An 18,125-nucleotide genomic window follows, 5' to 3' on the forward strand; every position below is an offset into this window, starting at 1 on the left:
TCGATCGCATGCCGTCCATGAAGCACTCGCTGTTACCTTTGATCGCTTGTCTAGCGTGCTGGTCGACGTCGGCCGTCGCTCGCGCGCCGCTGAGCGATCAGCAAGCCAGCGAGCTGGCAGGCTACGTTGCCGCTCATGCGGACACGCCCGAGCAATATGTGGTGAACAAGCTCGCCCGATACGACGTCGTGTTCCTGGCCGAGGATCATGCGATCAAGCACAACCTGTTGCTCGTGCAGCGCTTGGTACCGCTGCTGTATCAGGCGGGCGTCTACACCCTGGGCATGGAATTCGGTGCGAGCGAGGATCAGTCCGAGTTGGATGAGCTCGTCACCGCCAAGCGTTACGACGCGACGCGCGCGCGACGCCTCATGTTCAACTACAACGTCGGTTGGCCGTACCGCGAGTACATGGATATCTATCGGGCCGCCTGGAACTTGAATCGGTCGCTGCCGCCCGGTGCTCGCAAATTTCGGGTGCTGAATCTGAGTTACCAGTACGACTGGTCGGCCTATGCGGGCAATCGCACGCCTGAAGTCTTCGCGCGAGTGCACTTTCGTGGCAACCCGGAGGTGTATCGCGCCGAAGTGGTACGGCGCGAGATTCTCGCGAAGGGCGAGAAGATTCTGATCCTGGCCGGCAACAGTCATGCGTTCACGCGCTATGCGCAGCCGGTCGACGATTATCTCTCGGTCGGCTTTTACAGGCTGGAAACGCGATACATGGGCGGCTTGCTGTACCAGCAGGTCCCAACGAAGGTGTTCACGATCCAATTGCATCGGGCCTTCGACAGCCAGACTGGCGGTGGGGCCGAGCTATTGCATCCGGCGGACGGCGCGGTCGAGCAGGTCATGTCGCGCTTGCCTGGCCGGCGTGTCGGGTTCGATCTGGTCGATACGCCGCTGGGCGAGCTGCGTGACCACAGTTATTACGCGATCGGGCATCCCGATCTGCGACTGGGCGATCTGGCGGACGGCTATATATATGAGAGGCCGCTGAGCGAGTTCGAGAGCTGTACGGTGGATCCTGGCTTCGTCACGGCAGCGAACTGGCAGGAGACCCGCCGACGCTATCCCGACTTTCCACCGCTCGATCCCTGGCCGGCCACGCCCCGCGAGTATCTGCACAAGCTCGAGGAGGCCGGCGATGTCGCGAAGCGCTATCGCTTGCTGATCAAGTCATTCGCATCGGAAGAAGAACTCACGAGTCATCCATGAAGAAGTTCCGAATCACATTGTCCGCGTTGTTCGCCGTGGCGCTCGCTTTGACGAATGCCGTCGCGTTGGCGTCGGCGCCCGCGCGTACACCGACGCCGCTGTCGGAGGCCGAGGCGAAGCAACTTGGCGACTACCTCCAAGCGCACTGGCAAACGCCGGAGCAATACATCACGAGCAAGTTCGATCGAAACGACATCGTTCTGCTCGGCGAGGATCATCGAATCAAGCACAACCTGATGCTGGCGCAACGGCTGATTCCGTTGCTGTACAAGGCGGGCGTGTACAACTTCGGCATGGAGTTCGGCGCAAGCGAGGATCAGGCGGCGCTCGACGCGCTGGTCACTGGGGAGCGCTACGACGAGGCAGTCGCCCGACGCCTGATGTTCAACTACAACGTCGGCTGGGCGTTCAAGGAATACATGGACATCTACCGCGTCGCCTGGGAGCTCAACCGTTCGCTGCCGGCTGGTGCGCGCAAGTTCCGCATCCTCAATCTGAGTTACAAATTCAACTGGGAGGGCTATACGGGTATCCGCACGCCCGTCAACGTCGGGCGCGTGTTCCACAAGGGCAATTCGGAGCGCTATCGCGCCGACCTGCTGCGCCGGGAAATCCTCGAGAAGCAGGAGAAGATCCTGATTCTCACCGGCAGCGTCCACGCGTTCACTCGTTATCGGCAGCCCGTGAACGACTATCTGTCCGAGGGCTTCTATCGCCTGGAGGATCGCTACATGGGCAACCTTCTGGTGCAGATGGCACCGACGCGCGTGTTCTTCATCATGCTGCACCGGGCGCTCGACGGCCGTACCGGTGGGCCGCGCGAGCTGGTGTATCCAGCGAAAGGCGCAGTAGATCAGGTGATGGCGCGGTTCACGGACAAGCGCGTGGGTTTCGATCTTGCGGACACGCCCATGGGCGCGCTAGCTGACGACAGCTTCCATTCCATTGGCTACACGGACTTCCGTCTGCGCGATCTGGCGGATGGCTACGTTTACGAGAAACCGTTCTCCGAGTACGAAGGCTGTACGGTTGACGAAGGATTTCTCACCGAACAGAACTGGCCCGAGGCGCACCGTCAGTTTCCCGACCCGGACATGAGCGCGCGGCCCAAGTCGCTGCAGGAGTATCAGCAGCGGATTCGCGACTATGCGGATATTCCCAAGCGATACGCCCGGGTGGTTGTCGGTACGCCGGCAGTGTCGAGCGCCCCTGTGGCAGTCACTGGCGCGGGCATCACCGGTGATGTGAAAAAGTATGGAAAGGTTCAGTCGCGATTTGTCGCACCTCGCGATGTGTGGGTGTGGCTGCCACCTTCCTATACGCGTGACACGGCGCGCCGCTACCCGGTGCTGTACATGCACGATGGCCAGAATGTGTTCGATCCTCGGACCTCCATGAACCAGACGGACTGGGGCGTGGACGAGGCGATGACGCGGCTGATCGCCGAAGGTGCGATACGCGAAGCCATTGTGGTGACCGTGGCGAACACGTCCCGCCGTCGCGAGGAATACATGCCGCAGAAGGCAGTCGAATGGGCCCGTGGCACGCAGTTCGAGACGGCACTGATGGAGACAGTGCGACAGCGGCAACCGGAAACGCCGAGCCCGACCTGGGTGGCGGATTCATATCTGAAGTTTCTGGTCACGGAGCTGAAGCTCTTCATCGATCGCGAGTACCGCACGAGCGTGGGACGCGACGACACCTTCATCATGGGCTCATCCATGGGCGGGCTCATTTCACTGTACGCGATGACCGAGTACCCCGAGACATTCGGCGGCGCAGGTTGTCTGTCGACGCATTGGCCGATCGGCGATGGATTGGTTGTCGAGTATTTGCGCGGCAGGCTGCCTGACCCGAGCACGCATCGAATCTACTTCGATCACGGCACCGTGGAGCTCGATGGTCAGTACGCGCCGTACCAAGTCCGTGTCGATGAGCAGATGCAAGCGCGCGGCTATCGACGTGACGTGAACTGGATGAGCAAGACGTTTGAGGGGGCGCGCCACGATGAGGCTGCCTGGCGCGCACGCATCGATGTTCCGCTGCGCTTTCTGCTCTCGAAACAATGAAACGAGCGCAATGAATACGTTTGCAAAACATTGTCCACGCAACTGGCTTCGCTAGTATGCGCGCGACGACTCATTAAATAGCGGCGAACGCGCAGCTCTGTCCGCTTAGCAGGGGGATCACAAGATGAAAGTTTCTACGTACGCCCGTCGTGCGCGGTCCGCGCGCGCGCTCGAAACTCGATCCACGGTATTGGGTTGTTCGATGTTGCTCGCAACAGTGGCCGCGAGCGCGCAGGACGTTGCGTCGTCGTCGAATGAGGCGAACTCGAAGGATGTTCTCGAAACCATCCTCGTCACTGGCATTCGCCAGGGCCTCGTCGATGCCATCTCGCTCAAGCGCGATTCGGGCAGCATCGTCGAAGCGGTGTCCGCCGAAGACATCGGCAAGCTCCCCGATACCAGCATTGCCGATTCCATTTCTCGTTTGCCAGGCTTGACCGCGCAGCGTGCGGAGGGCCGGGCGTCAGCGATCAGTCTGCGCGGCACAGATCCCGGATTTACGACCGCATTGTTGAACGGTCGCGAGCAGGTCAGCACCGGCGACAATCGCAGCGTCGAGTTCGATCAGTACCCCTCGGAGCTGCTCAGTTCGGTGGTCGTCTACAAAACGCCAGATGCCGGGCTGGTGGGGCAGGGATTGGCTGGCACGATCGATTTGCGTACCACCCGACCGCTCGAACATGCGCGCCGCGCGCTTGCGTTCAACATTCGCGGTGAGCGCAACTCGCAGGGAGAGCTCGGAGCCGATTCGAAGGAGGATGGCTATCGCGCCAGCTTTTCATACATCGATCAGTTCTTCGACAACCGGCTCGGCGTGACCTTCGGCGTGGCGCGATTGGAATCTCCGCTGGCCATTCGTGGCGCGGGAACGTACGAGCCCTGGCATGCGAATGGCACTCCCGATGCCGGGCCGATGAATCCGACAGGCGTGATGAATCCCGGCGTAGCGCCCGACGCGTTCATCACCGATGGCATGAAGATCCGCGCCGACATGGGTAAGAATCGGCGTGACGGTGCGATGGCCGCTATCGAATGGCGCCCGACCGATTCCTTCACCAGCCTGCTCGATGTTTACTACACGAAGCGTCGCCAGATAGACAACGCGCGTAGCCTCGAAGTGAATCTGGCGAGCTTCCCGGCGCCGTGCTGTGACGGCACGTTCCCCGACGGCACGATCTTCGGCTATTCGAATCCGACCGTCATCAACGGTACCGTCGTTGCCGCGAACCTCAATCAGCGCATCCCACTGGTGCGAAACTTTCTTTACCGGACCGAGGACAGCATCCTCTCGACGGGCTGGAATAATCAGTGGGTCGCGGGCGCCTGGACGCTCGCCGCCGACGTGAGTTACTCGAAGGCCGAGCGCGAAGAGTTGCACTTCGAGACCAACGCGCAATACGAGCCGTTGAGCTCGGCAGCGCCCGGAGCGCCGCGATATGTCTACGACTCCGGCTGGTTCCGCGTCTCACCGGACGCGATGCCGCACTTGAGCTTCTCACGCAACTACGCCGATCCCGCGGGCGTGCGGCTCGGCCCGAGCATCTACGGCGCCGGCTACACCAAGAAGCCGCACGTCGAGGACGAGCTGAAGTCGGCACGCGTCGATGTGAAGCGGAGCTTCGATGGCTGGATCGAGACGCTCGCCGTGGGCTTCAACTATTCGGACCGCGCCAAGAGCAAGCTGCAGCCCGAGTCGCCGCTCGTGACCATCGACAATCGTTTCTACCAGGTCGATTCGCAGTATCTGCTCAATCCCGCCANNCCGCCAATCTTTCCTACGCGAGCACGGGCCCGATCCTGGCGTGGAACGTGCCGGCGGTGGTCGGCGCATACTATGAGCCGATTACCTATGGAGATGCGACGACGCCAGGCTTCGAATACTTGATCGGCAAGAACTGGCGCGTCGATGAAGAGGTGAGCACGGCGTATGTGCGCAGTGACATCGTGCAACATCTGTCCGCAACGACAACACTGCGGGGCAACCTTGGCGTGCAAGTTGTCAGCACCGATCAGAGCTCGAGTGCGCTGCGTAGAAACGCCGCTCGCAACGTCATCGAGCCGTTCTCTGCAGGCAAGAAGTTCACCGATGTGCTGCCCGCCATCAATCTCGCGTTGGAGTTGCCTGCCGAGCAGGCGCTGCGTGTGAGCATCGCGCGTGAAATCGCCCGTCCTCGTATGGATCAGCTCAAGGCGTCGAGCGAGCAGGGGGCCAGCGTCCAAAACGGCGGCCTGGTGCCTAGCGGTGTTGGTGGCAACCCGGAGCTCGATCCGTGGCGCGCCGATGCGTTCGACGTTTCCTACGAGAAATATTTCGGCCCGGGCGCCTATGTGTCGGCGGCGGCGTTCTACAAGAAACTCAAGACTTACATCTACACTCGAACCGATGCCCGGCACGATTTCAGCGAGTTCCTCGCCGATCTGCCGTATTGCTTTCAGGGCGACCTGGGCGATCCGAACGATCCCAGCGACGATGTGTGTCCGCCAATCGCTGCGATGACTGGCTTGTACACGCAGCCTCGCAATGGCGAGGGTGGCAATCTGCGAGGCGTGGAACTGGCAATGTCGCTGACCGGAGAGCTGTTCAGTGACAAACTGCGCGGCTTGGGAACGATCCTCAGCTTCGCGACTACCGACAGCAGCATCACCATCGAAGATCTGCCAGGCAATAACTATATCGGCGGCAACGGGCTGGGCAAGATTCCGCTGCCGGGGCTGTCCAAGACCGTCTGGAGTGCGACCGCTTACTACGAGATCGCCGGCTTCTCGGCCCGAGTCGCGACACGCTCACGCTCCAAATATATCGGCGAGATCACCGACTTTGCGAATGAGCGCGCGCTCAAGTACGTCAAGGGCGACCAGATCACCGACGCACAGCTCGGTTACGAGTTCGGCGACGGCATGTTCAAAGGACTGTCGGTGTTGTTCCAGATCAACAATCTCACCAACGAGCCTTACATCGCCTATGCGACAGACGAGTGGCGGCAGCAGACCTATCAGGAATACGGCCGTCAGTTCCTGATCGGCATCAACTATCGCCTCTAGCTTCCAGCTCCGTAGAGATCGCCAAGAGGCACGCTGCGCGGCGTCACTGCCGAGCGAGCGTGCCTCGACTTTCCTCCTGACTACTGCCGCGGCGTCAGCGTCCACCGTGCAGTCGTGCTGCCGGACTCCGTCCATTCCGTGTGAACATCATGCGCCGGAACGTAGTTCGTCACTTCTGGATCGCTGCCTACCGCAACTGTGCGCTGGCCTTCGATGGTGCCGCCAATCTGATCGAGCGGAATCTGCTGATCGTGGAGGTACAGCACGCCGACGCCTTGCGGTGCTCGGATCGAGTCGCCGTCTTTGAGTAACACCGCGTCCACGGTGTACGACGTGTGCAAGTCGAACGTGCAGGTCGCGTAGTCGACCGTCAGCGTAATCATGCTGCCCGGCGTCGTCGGCGAACCGCTGCCGGTAATGCTGCCCGTGTAGCCGTCGCCGCCCGGCGGCGTGTATGAGAAGTTGTCGTTGATACTCACGAACCCACTCTCCAGCGGCCCGACTCCGGTGGTCCAGAACCCGAGCGTCGGTCCGGTTGGAGCTTTGCGTAAAGTGCCGGTCAGTCGGCCTTGATGCCTGCCTGCATGAGCGCGGTCTTCGGCGGTGGAAGTGAAGCTGAAGTTGTCGAAGGAAACCTCGGCTTGGAACCCCTGCACGGTGCTCAACTGATCGCAGCTCGCTGTGGCATCGACAATCGTCACATTCGACACCAGCAGCTGCTGCGATGCTTCCGCTCTGTAGCTCGCTGACACGGCGACGAGGTTGGGCGTTGGACGAGTCGCCGGCGCAGTGTACGTCGCGCGTCCCGACAGCTCGTCGGTATCGGCGACGACCGTGCCGTTGCGCGCCGAGCCGCCGATCGTGCCATTGACCGCCCAGTCACCCGCGAGGAAGGACGTGCCCGGGGTGGTCCGACACTCGAAGTTGACGGTCGGTACGGGCAGCTCGCCATCCTCGAGCTCCTCTTCTTCCTCGTCGAACTCATCGCAGAGCACGACCTGAAACTGTGCGCTCTGGCCTACGCTGAGCGTCGCTGCTTTCGGCAGCAGCTGCACGCCCGCGACCAGCGACCAATCGCTGAAATGATGGGTCGGGACGGACAGGGTGCGATTCGCGGCGTCACGCGTCGGTTCCTTGTAGACGTGCCAGATGCGTTGCGCGTCCTGGTAGGCGATGGCGAGCGCATTGCTATTGGTGCCGAGCACGTCGTCGTCCGAGTAACGCCAGTGAATCGTCATCGGCGAGTTGGTGCGCAGACCTTCTGGCGAAATGCGATAGGCGCGGCCCTTCGCGCCGTGCGCAGTGTTGGTGATCTGCTGGATCGAGAGCGTGCGATCCTGATCGAACGCGCCTGCGGGCACTTCGACCGTCAGCGCGCCATCGTCGCTCGCGAGTTGTCCGCCCGATACGCCGATGACGGCACTCACAGTTGCACCGATTGGCGTGCCCAGATCGGTGGGCTGAGGCGTGTGACCGCTCGGATCCTCGGGCGCGGGGCCGGGGTTCTGTCCTGGATTCTGTCCGGGGCCGGGGTTGGGGCCGTTGCCAGAACCGTTGCCGGGACCGGAATCGGGTAGGTGGGCGGCGTCATTGCCGCTCCCGCCGCAAGCGGACAACAAGATCAGCGCGCTCAGCAGCGCGGCCACGGACCGTTTCATCGTCTTCTACCTCTGTGGGTTGCCGAATGCCGCGCAGTTTCGTAAGTCGCGTCAATGTCGGCATCCGCCCGCGGAGCCAGTGACGAGAGCCATGCCCGTCGGTACAGATCGGCGCGCGTCAAGTGTTGCGTGCCAATCGATTGGTCAAAAGTTGAGCAGGTAATTTTTGCCGCGAATTTTGCGGCAAGAGGTCATGCGCACACAGATATCCACAGGGTTGCCCACAACTTTTGTGGATGAGTTGGCATCGAGGATCGACACCTGTGTGCGCGGCGGATGTCAAGGTCGCGATGGCGACTGGACTCCGCATTGCGACGGCACAGGGCGCGACGTATAAGCACGCGATGTCACTGGACAACGCACGTCCTGCGTCATCGCAACTGCGTAACAGCGTGATTGCGCTGCTATTGCTGGCGGTGGTGGGATGGATAGCGTGGCATTTCACCCGCACCACGGAACGCGGCGGTGAGAGGCGGCCGACGGCGGCGGTCGGTACGGCGCAGGCGACGCCGATGGATGTGCCCGTCACGTTGCAAGCCATCGGCAGCGTGCAACCCATCGTCGTCGCGACAGTCCGTTCACAGCTGGCCGGTAACATATTCAGCCTGCACTTTACCGAAGGCCAGCAAGTGCGGCAGGGGCAGCTGCTGGCGATCATCGATCCGCGTCCCTACCAGCTGGCCTTGTCGCAAGCGCGTGCCAACCTGATTCGCGACCAGGCGACGCTGGATCAGGCGCGAGTCGACCTGGAGCGCTATCGCATACTGTGGGCGCAGGATTCGATCGCGCATCAGCAGGTGGACACTCAGGCGGCCACGGTCAAACAACTCGAAGGTACGGTGGCGGCCGACAAAGCCGCCGTCGGCACCGCGACGTTGAATCTCGCCTATACGTCCATCACTGCGCCCGTCGCCGGCAAGGCGGGCTTGCGGCAGGTCGACATCGGCAACTATGTGACGCCGAGCGATACCATGGGCATCGTCATCATCACGCAGCTTGAACCCATCGATGTCACATTCAGCTTGCCTCAGGTGCAGTTGCCTGAGGTGCAGACGCAATTGCGTGCAGGGCACAAGCTGCCGGTCACTGCCACCGATCAAACGGGTCAGCACGTGCTGGCGCAAGGAGAATTCCTGACGTTCGACAATCAGATCGACGTGACCACGGGGACAGTGAAGGCCAAGGCGCGCTTTGCCAACAGCGAAGAGACGTTGTTTCCCAATCAATTCGTCAATGTTTCAGTGCTGGTGAAGACGCTGTCGCACGCGCTGACGGTGCCGGTATCGAGCGTGAGGCACGGCGGACAGGGCGATTTCGTGTTCGTGCTGCAATCCGATCGCACCGTGAAATCACGCGCCGTGCAAACCGGTGTGATCAATGGGCTGCACATCGTCGTCGCCAAGGGTTTGCGCGCGGGCGAAACCGTTATCACCGAAGGCGCAGATGGGTTGAGCGACGGCGCGAGTGTAACGCTTGCCGGTGCAAAGACTGCGGATCCCGCGTCTCGCGCGCCGGCGGATAACGGGCATTGACCGACGGGCCGCGCCATGGCCGAAGAGCGCGACGAAAACACAGAGCGACCTGACGGCGGGCCGTCTCGCTTGTTCATTCTGCGACCCGTCGCGACCACGCTGACGATGCTCGCGATTCTGCTCGCCGGGCTGGTGGCGTTTCGTGTGTTGCCGTTGTCGGCGCTGCCTGAAGTGGACTATCCGACCATCCAGGTCCGCACGCTGTACCCGGGTGCGAGTCCCGATGTGATGGCGGTGACCGTCACCGCTCCGCTCGAACGTCAATTCGGTCAGATGGCAGGGCTGCAGCGCATGACCTCCGCGTCCTCGGCGGGAGCGTCGGTGATTACGCTGCAGTTCACGCTCGCGTTGGCGTTGGATGTGGCCGAGCAGGAAGTGCAGGCGGCGATCAACGCGGCCGCCACCTTGCTGCCATCGGATCTGCCGGCGCCGCCGATCTACGCGAAGGTCAATCCCGCCGATGCGCCGATTGTGAGCTTCGGCGTGACTTCCAATTCGCGGCCGCTCGCCGATGTGCAGAACCTGGTCGATCAGCGGGTCGCCAACAAGCTGTCGCAGATATCCGGTGTCGGCCTGGTGAATCTGTCCGGTGGACAGCGGCCGGCGGTGCGCATTCAGGCGAACGTGCCAGCGCTGGCGGGGCGTGGGCTGTCGCTCGATGCGCTGCGAACGGCAATCGCCAATGCCAATGTCAACGGCGCCAAGGGCAGCTTCGACGGAGTGACGCGCTCGTGGAGCATCGACGCCAACGACCAACTCGAGACAGCGCAGGAGTATCGCGATCTGATCGTTGCATACAGCAACGGCGCTCCGGTGCGTCTCGCCGATGTCGCCTCCGTCGTGGACTCATCCGAGAACACGCGGCTTGGTGCGTGGATGAATCGCACACCGGCCATCATCGTCGACGTGCAGCGGCAACCCGGTGCAAATGTCATCGGCACGGTCGATGCGATCCGCGCCGCGCTGCCAGCGCTCGAATTGCAGCTGCCGGCCGATGTGAAGATGACGCTGCTCAGCGATCGCACGATTGGCATTCGCGCCTCGCTGGCTGACGTGCAGTTCGAACTGCTGCTCGCGGTGGTGCTGGTCACGGTCGTGATCTTTCTATTTCTCGGCAGCTTGCCCGCGACCGTCATCGCCAGCATCGCCGTGCCGCTGTCGCTGATCGGCAGCTTCGCCGCCATGTATCTGCTGGACTTCAGCATCAACAACCTGACTTTGATGGCGCTGACCATCGCGGCGGGGTTCGTGGTCGACGATGCCATCGTGGTGCTGGAGAACATCAATCGCCACATCGAAGCGGGCATGTCGCCATTCGCCGCTGCGTTGCGAGGCGCGCGCGAGATCGGCTTCACCATCATTTCGCTGACGGTCAGTTTGGTGGCCGTGCTGATTCCATTGCTATTCATGGGCGATGTGGTCGGTCGGCTGTTCCGTGAGTTCGCGGTCACTCTGGCGGTGACGATCTTCATATCGGCGGTCGTGGCGCTCACGCTCGTGCCCATGCTCGCCTCACGCTGGCTGCGGCCGGAGCACGAGCTGCGCCGGTTGCCGCTCATCGAGCACAGCCTGCGGTGGTTCGAGCGGCTGGCGCAAAGTTATGCGCGCCGACTCGACTGGGTGCTCGAACGGCAGACGCAGACGCTGCTGGTGTTTCTGGCGACGCTGGTGCTGACGGCGCTGTTGTTCGTGCTTATTCCCAAAGGGCTGTTTCCGCAGCAGGACACGGGACAGCTGCGCGCGGTGGTGGTCGCCAGTCAGGACGTCTCTTTTCCGCGCATGACGCAGCTGCAGTCCGGCGTCGCTGCGATTGTGCTCGACGATCCAGACGTGGTCAGCCTGAGCTCGAACGTCGGTGTCGACGGCCAGAATCTGGCGCTGAATCAGGGGCGCATGCTGATCAATCTGAAGGACAAAGACCAGCGCGGCTCGCAGCAGGCGTTGCTGCAACGATTGCAGCAGAAGGTGCATGACACGCTGGGCGTCGCCTTGTATCTGCAGCCAGTGCAGGATCTGACCATCGATACGCAAAGCGGCGCCAATCAATATCGCTTCGCCCTGCAAGGAGCGAGCGCGAGCGATATCTCGTTGTGGGCGAATCGCTTGATGGCGGCGCTGCGCGACGTGCAGCAGATTCGCAATGTGACCTCCGACGTGCTCGAAGACGGCAGAGCAGTGGAAGTGGAGCTCAATCGCGACGTCGCGGCACGATTGGGTATCAGTGCTGCGACAGTAGATAGCGCGCTGTACAACGCATTCGGTCAGCGCATCATTTCTACGATCTTCACCTCGTCGAACCAGTATCGCGTCATTCTGGAGAGTACGCCCGGCATGTTGGCCGATCCAAAAGCGCTGGCGCAGATCTACGTGCCGACGGGTTCGGGCACGGTCGCGCCGCTGAATGCGATAGCGACGTTCCGTTTGAAGAGTGCGCCGGTGTTGATCTCACGCGTCGCGCAATTTCCCGCGGCGACCATAGGGTTCGATCTCGCGCCTGGCGTATCGCTCGGCGCCGCGGTGAATGCGATCACGCACGCGGAAAAGAAGATCGGTGTGCCGGCATCCATCACGACCCAATTCACCGGCGCTGCCAGCGCGTTTCGTGCCTCGTTGGCCAACGAGTTCTATCTGATCCTCGCGGCCATCGTGGTCGTGTACATCGTGCTCGGCGTGCTGTACGAGAGCTTCATTCATCCGCTGACGATTTTGTCTACGCTGCCGTCCGCTGCGGTCGGCGCGTTGCTCGCGCTGCTGGTGACGGGCAGTGGCTTGGGCGTGATCGGTATCATTGGCATCGTGCTGCTGATCGGCATCGTGAAGAAGAACGCCATCATGATGATCGACTTCGCGATCGAAGCTCAGCGGGCAGAAGGCAAAGAGGCGCACGCGGCGATCCGGCAAGCGGCGTTACTGCGCTTCCGGCCCATCATGATGACCACGTTCGCTGCATTGTTCGCGGCCCTGCCGCTCATCTTCGGTTTCGGCATGGGCTCGGAGCTGCGCCGGCCACTGGGTATCGCTATTGCCGGTGGCCTGATCGTCAGTCAGGTGTTGACGCTGTTCACCACCCCCGTGGTGTTCCTCGCCTTTGAGCGATTGGTACAACGACGCGGCCGCGGTGCCGCGCCGGCGTTGGAGTCGCCGCCGTGAACTTGTCCGGGCCCTTCGTGAGGCGACCGGTCGGCACGACATTGCTGACGCTCGGTGTCGCGTTGTCCGGATTGGCTGCGTTCTTCGTGCTGCCCATCGCGCCGTTGCCACAAGTGGATTTTCCTACGGTGAACGTGCAGGCGACGTTGCCTGGCGCCAGTCCCTCGACCATGGCGTCGAGCGTCGCTTCGCCGCTGGAAAAGAAATTGGGCGTCATTGCCGGCGTGAATGAGATGACGTCGCAATCCGGCATCGGCACCGCTCGCATCACACTGCAGTTCGATCTGAATCGCGACATCGACGGCGCGGCTCGCGACGTGCAGGCTGCGATCAATGCGGCGCGAGCGGATCTGCCGGCCACGCTGCGAACCAATCCGACGTATCGCAAAGCCAATCCCGCCGACGCGCCCATCCTGATCCTGGCGCTGACCTCCGAGACGCGTTCGCCAGCGGCCATCTATGACGCGGTGTCCAATGTGATTCAACAGCGTCTGTTGCAAGTCCAGGGGGTGGGGGACGTCGAGCTGGGAGGAGGTGCGTTGCCAGCAGTACGCGTCGATCTGAATCCGCTGGCGCTCGCTCGGTTTGGAATTGCACTGGAAGACGTGCGCAGCGCGCTAGCATCGGCCAGCGCTCACCGGCCGCGTGGCGTGGTCGAGAACGACCGTCTTGCGTGGCAGATCGAGGGCAGCGAGCCGGGGCTGCGCGCTGCCGACTACCGCGATCTATTGATTGCCTGGCGCGGTGAAGCGGCAGTGCGCTTGAAGGATGTCGCCACTGTCTGGGATGGTCCCGAAGATGTGCGCACCATGGGATTGTTCAATGGCGTGCGCGCGGTGATGGTCATCATCAGCCGGCAGCCCGGAGCGAACATTGTCGCGACGGTGGATGCGTTGAAGGCGGAATTGCCCGCGCTCGCAGCCGTGCTGCCGAAGGACATCAAGCTGCAGGTCGCCTCCGATCGAACTACTACGATTCGTGCATCGCTGCATGAAGTGGAGGTCACGCTAATCATCGCGACGTTGCTGGTCGTCGTTGTTACGAGCGTGTTCCTGCAGTCGTTGCGAGCCACATTGGTGCCGGCGGTCGCCGTCATCGTGTCGCTGCTCGGGACCCTCGGCGTGATGTATGCGCTTGGATTCTCGCTCAACAATCTGTCGCTGATGGCGCTGACCATCGCCACGGGGTTCGTAGTCGACGACGCCATTGTGGTGCTGGAGAACATTTCGCGGCACATCGAGCGGGGCATGCCGGCGAAGCAGGCGGCGCTGCTCGGGGCGAGGGAAGTCGGTTTTACCGTCGTGTCCATTTCCATCAGCCTGGTGGCGGTGTTCATTCCTTTGCTGTTCATGGGCGGACTCATCGGGCGGCTGTTCCGTGAGTTCGCGGTGACATTGTCGGTTGCGGTGCTCATCAGTTTGGTGATCTCGCTCACCACTACACCGATGCTGGTTGCGCTGCTGTTGCGTAAGCGGGAAGTGCCGAATCGGTTCAGCGCGTTCGCCGCGCGTTCGTTCGATCGTTTGCAGCAGCGTTATGCACATGGGCTCGATTGGGCACTGAACAATCGCGCCACCGTGCTGGTGATCCTGGCCGGCGTGGTGGTGCTCAATCTGTTCCTGATGGTGGTCGTGCCCAAAGGATTCTTTCCCGAGCAGGACACGGGTTCATTGCAGGGCGGCATGCGCGCCGACCAGAGCATCTCGTTCCAGGAAATGCAGCGAAAGATCACGCAGGCCGCCGGCATCATCCGGGGCGATCCCGATGTGGATACGGTGGTCGCGTTCACCGGCGGTATACGCGCCGGCGGCGGTTTCATGTTCGTCGTATTGAAGCCGCGCGATCAGCGCGCTTCGAGTCGCGAGATCATCGGGCGCTTGCGACCCCAGCTGGCGCGCGTGAGTGGGCTGGCGGTGTTCTTGAACCCAGTGCAGGACATGCAGGTCGGCGGGCGAGCGGCCGTTAGCACCTATCAGTTCACATTGAAGGCCGACGACTTCAACACGCTGCAGCAAGCCGGCACGACGCTGGTCCAGCTGCTCAAGCGAGAGCCGCAGCTGGTGGACATCGATATCGATCAACAGCAGGGCGGGGCGGAAGTGATGGTCCAGATCGATCGCGACCGCGCCGCGCAGCTCGGCATTCCGACGCAAGCGGTGGACGAGGCGCTGTATGACGCATTCGGACAACGACAGGTGGCGACGATCTATTCCGGCCTGAATCAGTATCACGTGGTCATGGGCGTGGCGCCGGAGTTCAATGGCTCGCCTACCGTGCTCGAGCAGGTCTATGTGCCGACGACACCAGCGCCGGCAACGACGGCCGCCGCAAGTTCAGCGCCAGCGTCCGGAACCGGCACGACATCGACGAGTACTGCCAGCTCAACACCGGTGTCCGCAAGCGGAGTCGGAGCGACTCCCGCTTCGTCGACGACGACCGTGGCTAGTTCAACATCGGTGTCTGCAAGCGGAACGGTATCTACATCAGCATCGGCGACGACGGCCGTGACCAGCTCGGCGCCGGTGTCGGCGACCGGCACGGGTCGAGATGCATCGACGGGTGCGGCGGTCAGTCTCACGCCCGGGAACATCGTGCCGCTGTCGGCGTTCGCGCGCTGGAGCACGGGTTCGACGGCCGCGCAGGTGAATCATCAGGACGGGCAGCCGTCGGCGACCATCTCATTCGGCATTGCCAATGACGTCTCGCTCGGCCAGGCAACACAACGCATCGTGCAGGTACAGCAGGGCGCGCGCTTGCCTTCGACGGTGACGGGATCTTTCGCTGGGACCGCCAAGGTATTCGCGCAATCGACCGCGACCATGCCGCTGCTCATCGTCGCAGCACTGGTGGTGATTTATATCGTGCTCGGCATGTTGTACGAGAGCGCCATCCATCCGCTGACGGTGCTGTCGACGTTACCGTCGGCTGGCGTGGGCGCGATGCTCGCGTTGTTGATCGGGCAGCTCAATCTGGATCTGATCGCGCTGATCGGTCTGATTCTGCTGATCGGCATCGTCAAGAAGAACGCCATCATGATTATCGATTTCGCGCTGGAGGCGGAGCGGTCCCGCGGTTTGTCTCCTACGGCGGCAATCCGTGAAGCCTCGCTGCTGCGCTTTCGCCCGATTCTCATGACGACGCTGGCGGCCGGCTTCGGCGCGGTGCCGTTGGCCATCGGCTTCGGCGACGGTGCGGAGCTGCGTCGCCCGCTCGGTATCGTCATCGTCGGCGGCTTGATCGCCAGCCAGTTGCTGACCTTGCTGACGACACCGGTCGTGTATCTGGCGCTCGATCGTTTTCGTCGGCCGGGCTCCCGGACCCTCGATCCTGCTTTTGGAGTCGCACCGACATGAGGCTCGTCCTCAGAATCCTGGTGCTGCTGAGCTGGGTTGCGATCGGCGTCGCTTGCAGTACCGCGCCGACCTATCGACGGCCGGGTGTGGAAATTCCAGCATCGTTCAAGGAAGAACCGGGTTGGCGTGAGGCGACGCCTTCGGACGCAGTGGCACGCGGCGAGTGGTGGCAACTGTTCAACGATGCGGGACTTTCGGAGTTGCAACAACGGGTGGTGGTGGGCAATCAAAATCTCGCGGCTGCCAAAGCAGCTTACGATCAGGCGCGCGGACTGGTTCGTGAACTGCGTGCGTCGTTGTTGCCGGTGGTGAGTCTGTCCGCGTCGGGCACCAAGGTCGGCTCGTTCGGTCAAGGCGCACCGACGGTGGGCAACATTGGCTCAGTAAATACGGGCGGCGGTACCCAGCGCTATTCGGTCACCATTGGCGCGACTTGGGAGCCCGATCTGTGGGGACGTATTGGCGATAGCGTGCGGCAAGCTGGTGCGTTGGCCGAGGCGAGCGCGGCTGATCTCGCCAATGCTACGTTGTCCGCGCAAGGCGAGCTGGCACTCGATTACATTCAATTGCGCGGTCTGCAAGCACAGGGAGAGGTGCTCGTCGCGACCATCGCGGCCTATGAGCGAGCTCTCACTATCACCACCAATCGTTACAACTCGGGTGTCGCCGCTCGCTCGGATGTCCTGCAAGCAGAGACGGCCTTACACAACGCGCGCGCGAACAACGCCGATTTGGTGCGTCAACGGGCGTTGCTGGAACATGCGATTGCGGTGCTGGTCGGCGCCAATCCATCGAGCTTTGCCGTGCCGAACGGCGAGTGGCGTCGCGATGTGCCGGACGTTCCTGGTGTGTTGCCAGCGTCGCTGTTGGAGCGGCGGCCCGACATCGCTGGAGCGGAGCGGCGCGTCGCTGCGGCGAATTCAGCGATCGGCATTCAGCGCAGCGCTTATTTCCCCACGTTCGATTTGAGCGGTGACGCCGGTTACAGCTCGAACTCGTGGAACGCGCTGTTCGAGTCGGCCAGCAGCGTCTGGTCGCTCGGCTTGACGGGAACGCTGACATTGCTCGACTTCGGCGCACGCTCGGCGAGAGTCGCTCAGGCACGAGCCGCGTATGAGCAGACGGTTGCGGAATATCGGCAGGCGGTGCTGACGGCGTTTCAGCAAACGGAAGATCAACTCGCCGCCTTGCGCGTGTTGGAGATCGTTTCGACCGAGCGTGACGCGGCTGCGCTAGCGGCGAATCGCGCCGAAGAGATAGCAAACAACCAATATCTCGCCGGGCAGATCGCATATTCGGACGTGATCGTGACGCAGACCGCAGCGCTGTCTGCCCGGCAGGCGCAGATCCAAGCCGTGGTCGATCGACAGTCCGCGGCAATTTCACTCATTCAAGCCATCGGCGGTCATTGGCGTTGACTCACTGCACACTGTAACCCCGGCCCTTGAGGCAAGCGCTAAGAGCGAGGTTGTAGTACGCCGTCAGTGTGGCAGTCATGTCGTCGCCGCTCTGTGACGGATCGAAGCCGGATTCCTCGACCGCCCACGCGTGGCAGTCATAACGATCGCGCGCTTGCTGCTCCGGGCTCTGGTCTTCGAGCGGATAGGCGTACGGCTGATCGCTATTGACGACTGGCGCCGGTGCGCCCGGCGGCGGCGAGACGACTTCATACGCATTTGGGTCCGAAGTCCACATGCGATAAGCATCGTCGGCGTAGTAGTAGGGCAGGCCGCCGTACCATGGCACGAACGCACCGATCGGCGCTGCGACTATTGCGAAGCCATTGTGAATGCCGTGTGGGACGCCCGAATGGGGAATGAGGACGAGCTGGGCCGACGGGCTCGACAATTGATATGGGAGGAGCAGACCCCATCGCCCGTCGGCAAGCGCCGGCGAGACGGCAGCTGCGAGTGTGCAAGCTACCGCGACCGCTGCCGTGAGGCGTCGCTGTAAGCTCGTCAATCGAATGTTCATCTGAGACTCCCGCGGGAAGCTCCGACTCTTTCATGGGGCTCACATCAGGATCGTGAGCTTACGCCAGGCCGACGTTCCAGCGTCAACAGGAAACGAGCTCGCCTGGCCCGACATCGATGATGAGCGTCGC

Annotated in this window: 10 protein-coding genes; 8 read left to right on the top strand and 2 right to left on the bottom strand. The window is 62.3% G+C overall.

Features of this window, described 5'->3' with window-relative positions; translation table 11 throughout:
* Positions 1 to 8: 8 nt before the first annotated feature.
* From D0550_RS22695 to D0550_RS22710, 4 genes are all read left to right on the top strand, one after another.
* Positions 9 to 1,217 carry a ChaN family lipoprotein gene (locus D0550_RS22695; RefSeq protein WP_153067280.1) on the top strand — a complete coding sequence of 403 codons (1,209 nt, stop codon included), beginning with the start codon at positions 9 to 11 and terminating at the stop codon, positions 1,215 to 1,217.
* Complete coding sequence (locus D0550_RS22700; protein ID WP_116811475.1) at positions 1,214 to 3,286, top strand: alpha/beta hydrolase-fold protein; 2,073 nt, start codon at positions 1,214 to 1,216, stop codon at positions 3,284 to 3,286. The genes D0550_RS22695 and D0550_RS22700 overlap by 4 nt, the downstream gene beginning before the upstream one ends.
* Positions 3,287 to 3,488: 202 nt before the next feature.
* Entirely contained in the window at positions 3,489 to 5,171 is a 1,683-nt protein-coding gene (locus tag D0550_RS22705; protein WP_422664264.1) for a TonB-dependent receptor plug domain-containing protein, read from the top strand.
* Positions 5,084 to 6,328 (top strand): TonB-dependent receptor domain-containing protein, encoded by a 1,245-nt coding sequence (locus tag D0550_RS22710; protein WP_349770736.1) that lies wholly within the window; start codon positions 5,084 to 5,086, stop codon positions 6,326 to 6,328. The genes D0550_RS22705 and D0550_RS22710 overlap by 88 nt, the downstream gene beginning before the upstream one ends.
* An 80-nt stretch (positions 6,329 to 6,408) precedes the next feature.
* Here D0550_RS22710 and D0550_RS22715 read toward each other — a convergent pair whose 3' ends face one another.
* Positions 6,409 to 7,986: a hypothetical protein gene (locus tag D0550_RS22715; protein ID WP_116811477.1), complete on the bottom strand. Its 1,578-nt coding sequence runs from the start codon at positions 7,984 to 7,986 to the stop codon at positions 6,409 to 6,411.
* Between the two features lie 290 nt (positions 7,987 to 8,276).
* On the opposite strand from D0550_RS22715, the gene D0550_RS22720 reads away from it, so the two are divergent.
* The 4 genes from D0550_RS22720 to D0550_RS22735 are packed head-to-tail and all read left to right on the top strand — an operon-like array spanning position 8,277 to position 17,439.
* Complete coding sequence (locus D0550_RS22720; RefSeq protein ID WP_161965990.1) at positions 8,277 to 9,518, top strand: efflux RND transporter periplasmic adaptor subunit; 1,242 nt, start codon at positions 8,277 to 8,279, stop codon at positions 9,516 to 9,518.
* Between the two features lie 15 nt (positions 9,519 to 9,533).
* Positions 9,534 to 12,668 carry an efflux RND transporter permease subunit gene (locus D0550_RS22725; RefSeq protein ID WP_116811479.1) on the top strand — a complete coding sequence of 1,045 codons (3,135 nt, stop codon included), beginning with the start codon at positions 9,534 to 9,536 and terminating at the stop codon, positions 12,666 to 12,668.
* The gene (locus D0550_RS36050) at positions 12,665 to 16,021 is read left to right on the top strand and encodes an efflux RND transporter permease subunit (protein WP_116811480.1); all 3,357 of its coding nucleotides are present in this window, start codon (positions 12,665 to 12,667) and stop codon (positions 16,019 to 16,021) included. Before D0550_RS22725 ends, D0550_RS36050 begins: the two co-directional genes overlap by 4 nt.
* Positions 16,018 to 17,439 carry an efflux transporter outer membrane subunit gene (locus D0550_RS22735; protein ID WP_116811481.1) on the top strand — a complete coding sequence of 474 codons (1,422 nt, stop codon included), beginning with the start codon at positions 16,018 to 16,020 and terminating at the stop codon, positions 17,437 to 17,439. Before D0550_RS36050 ends, D0550_RS22735 begins: the two co-directional genes overlap by 4 nt.
* Before the next feature lies 1 nt (position 17,440).
* Here the strand turns inward: D0550_RS22735 and D0550_RS22740 are convergent, their stop codons facing one another.
* Positions 17,441 to 17,995, bottom strand: coding sequence for a hypothetical protein (locus tag D0550_RS22740; RefSeq protein WP_116811482.1), 555 nt, complete (start codon positions 17,993 to 17,995; stop codon positions 17,441 to 17,443).
* Positions 17,996 to 18,125 lie beyond the last annotated feature (130 nt).

Source organism: Steroidobacter cummioxidans, assembly GCF_003104955.1.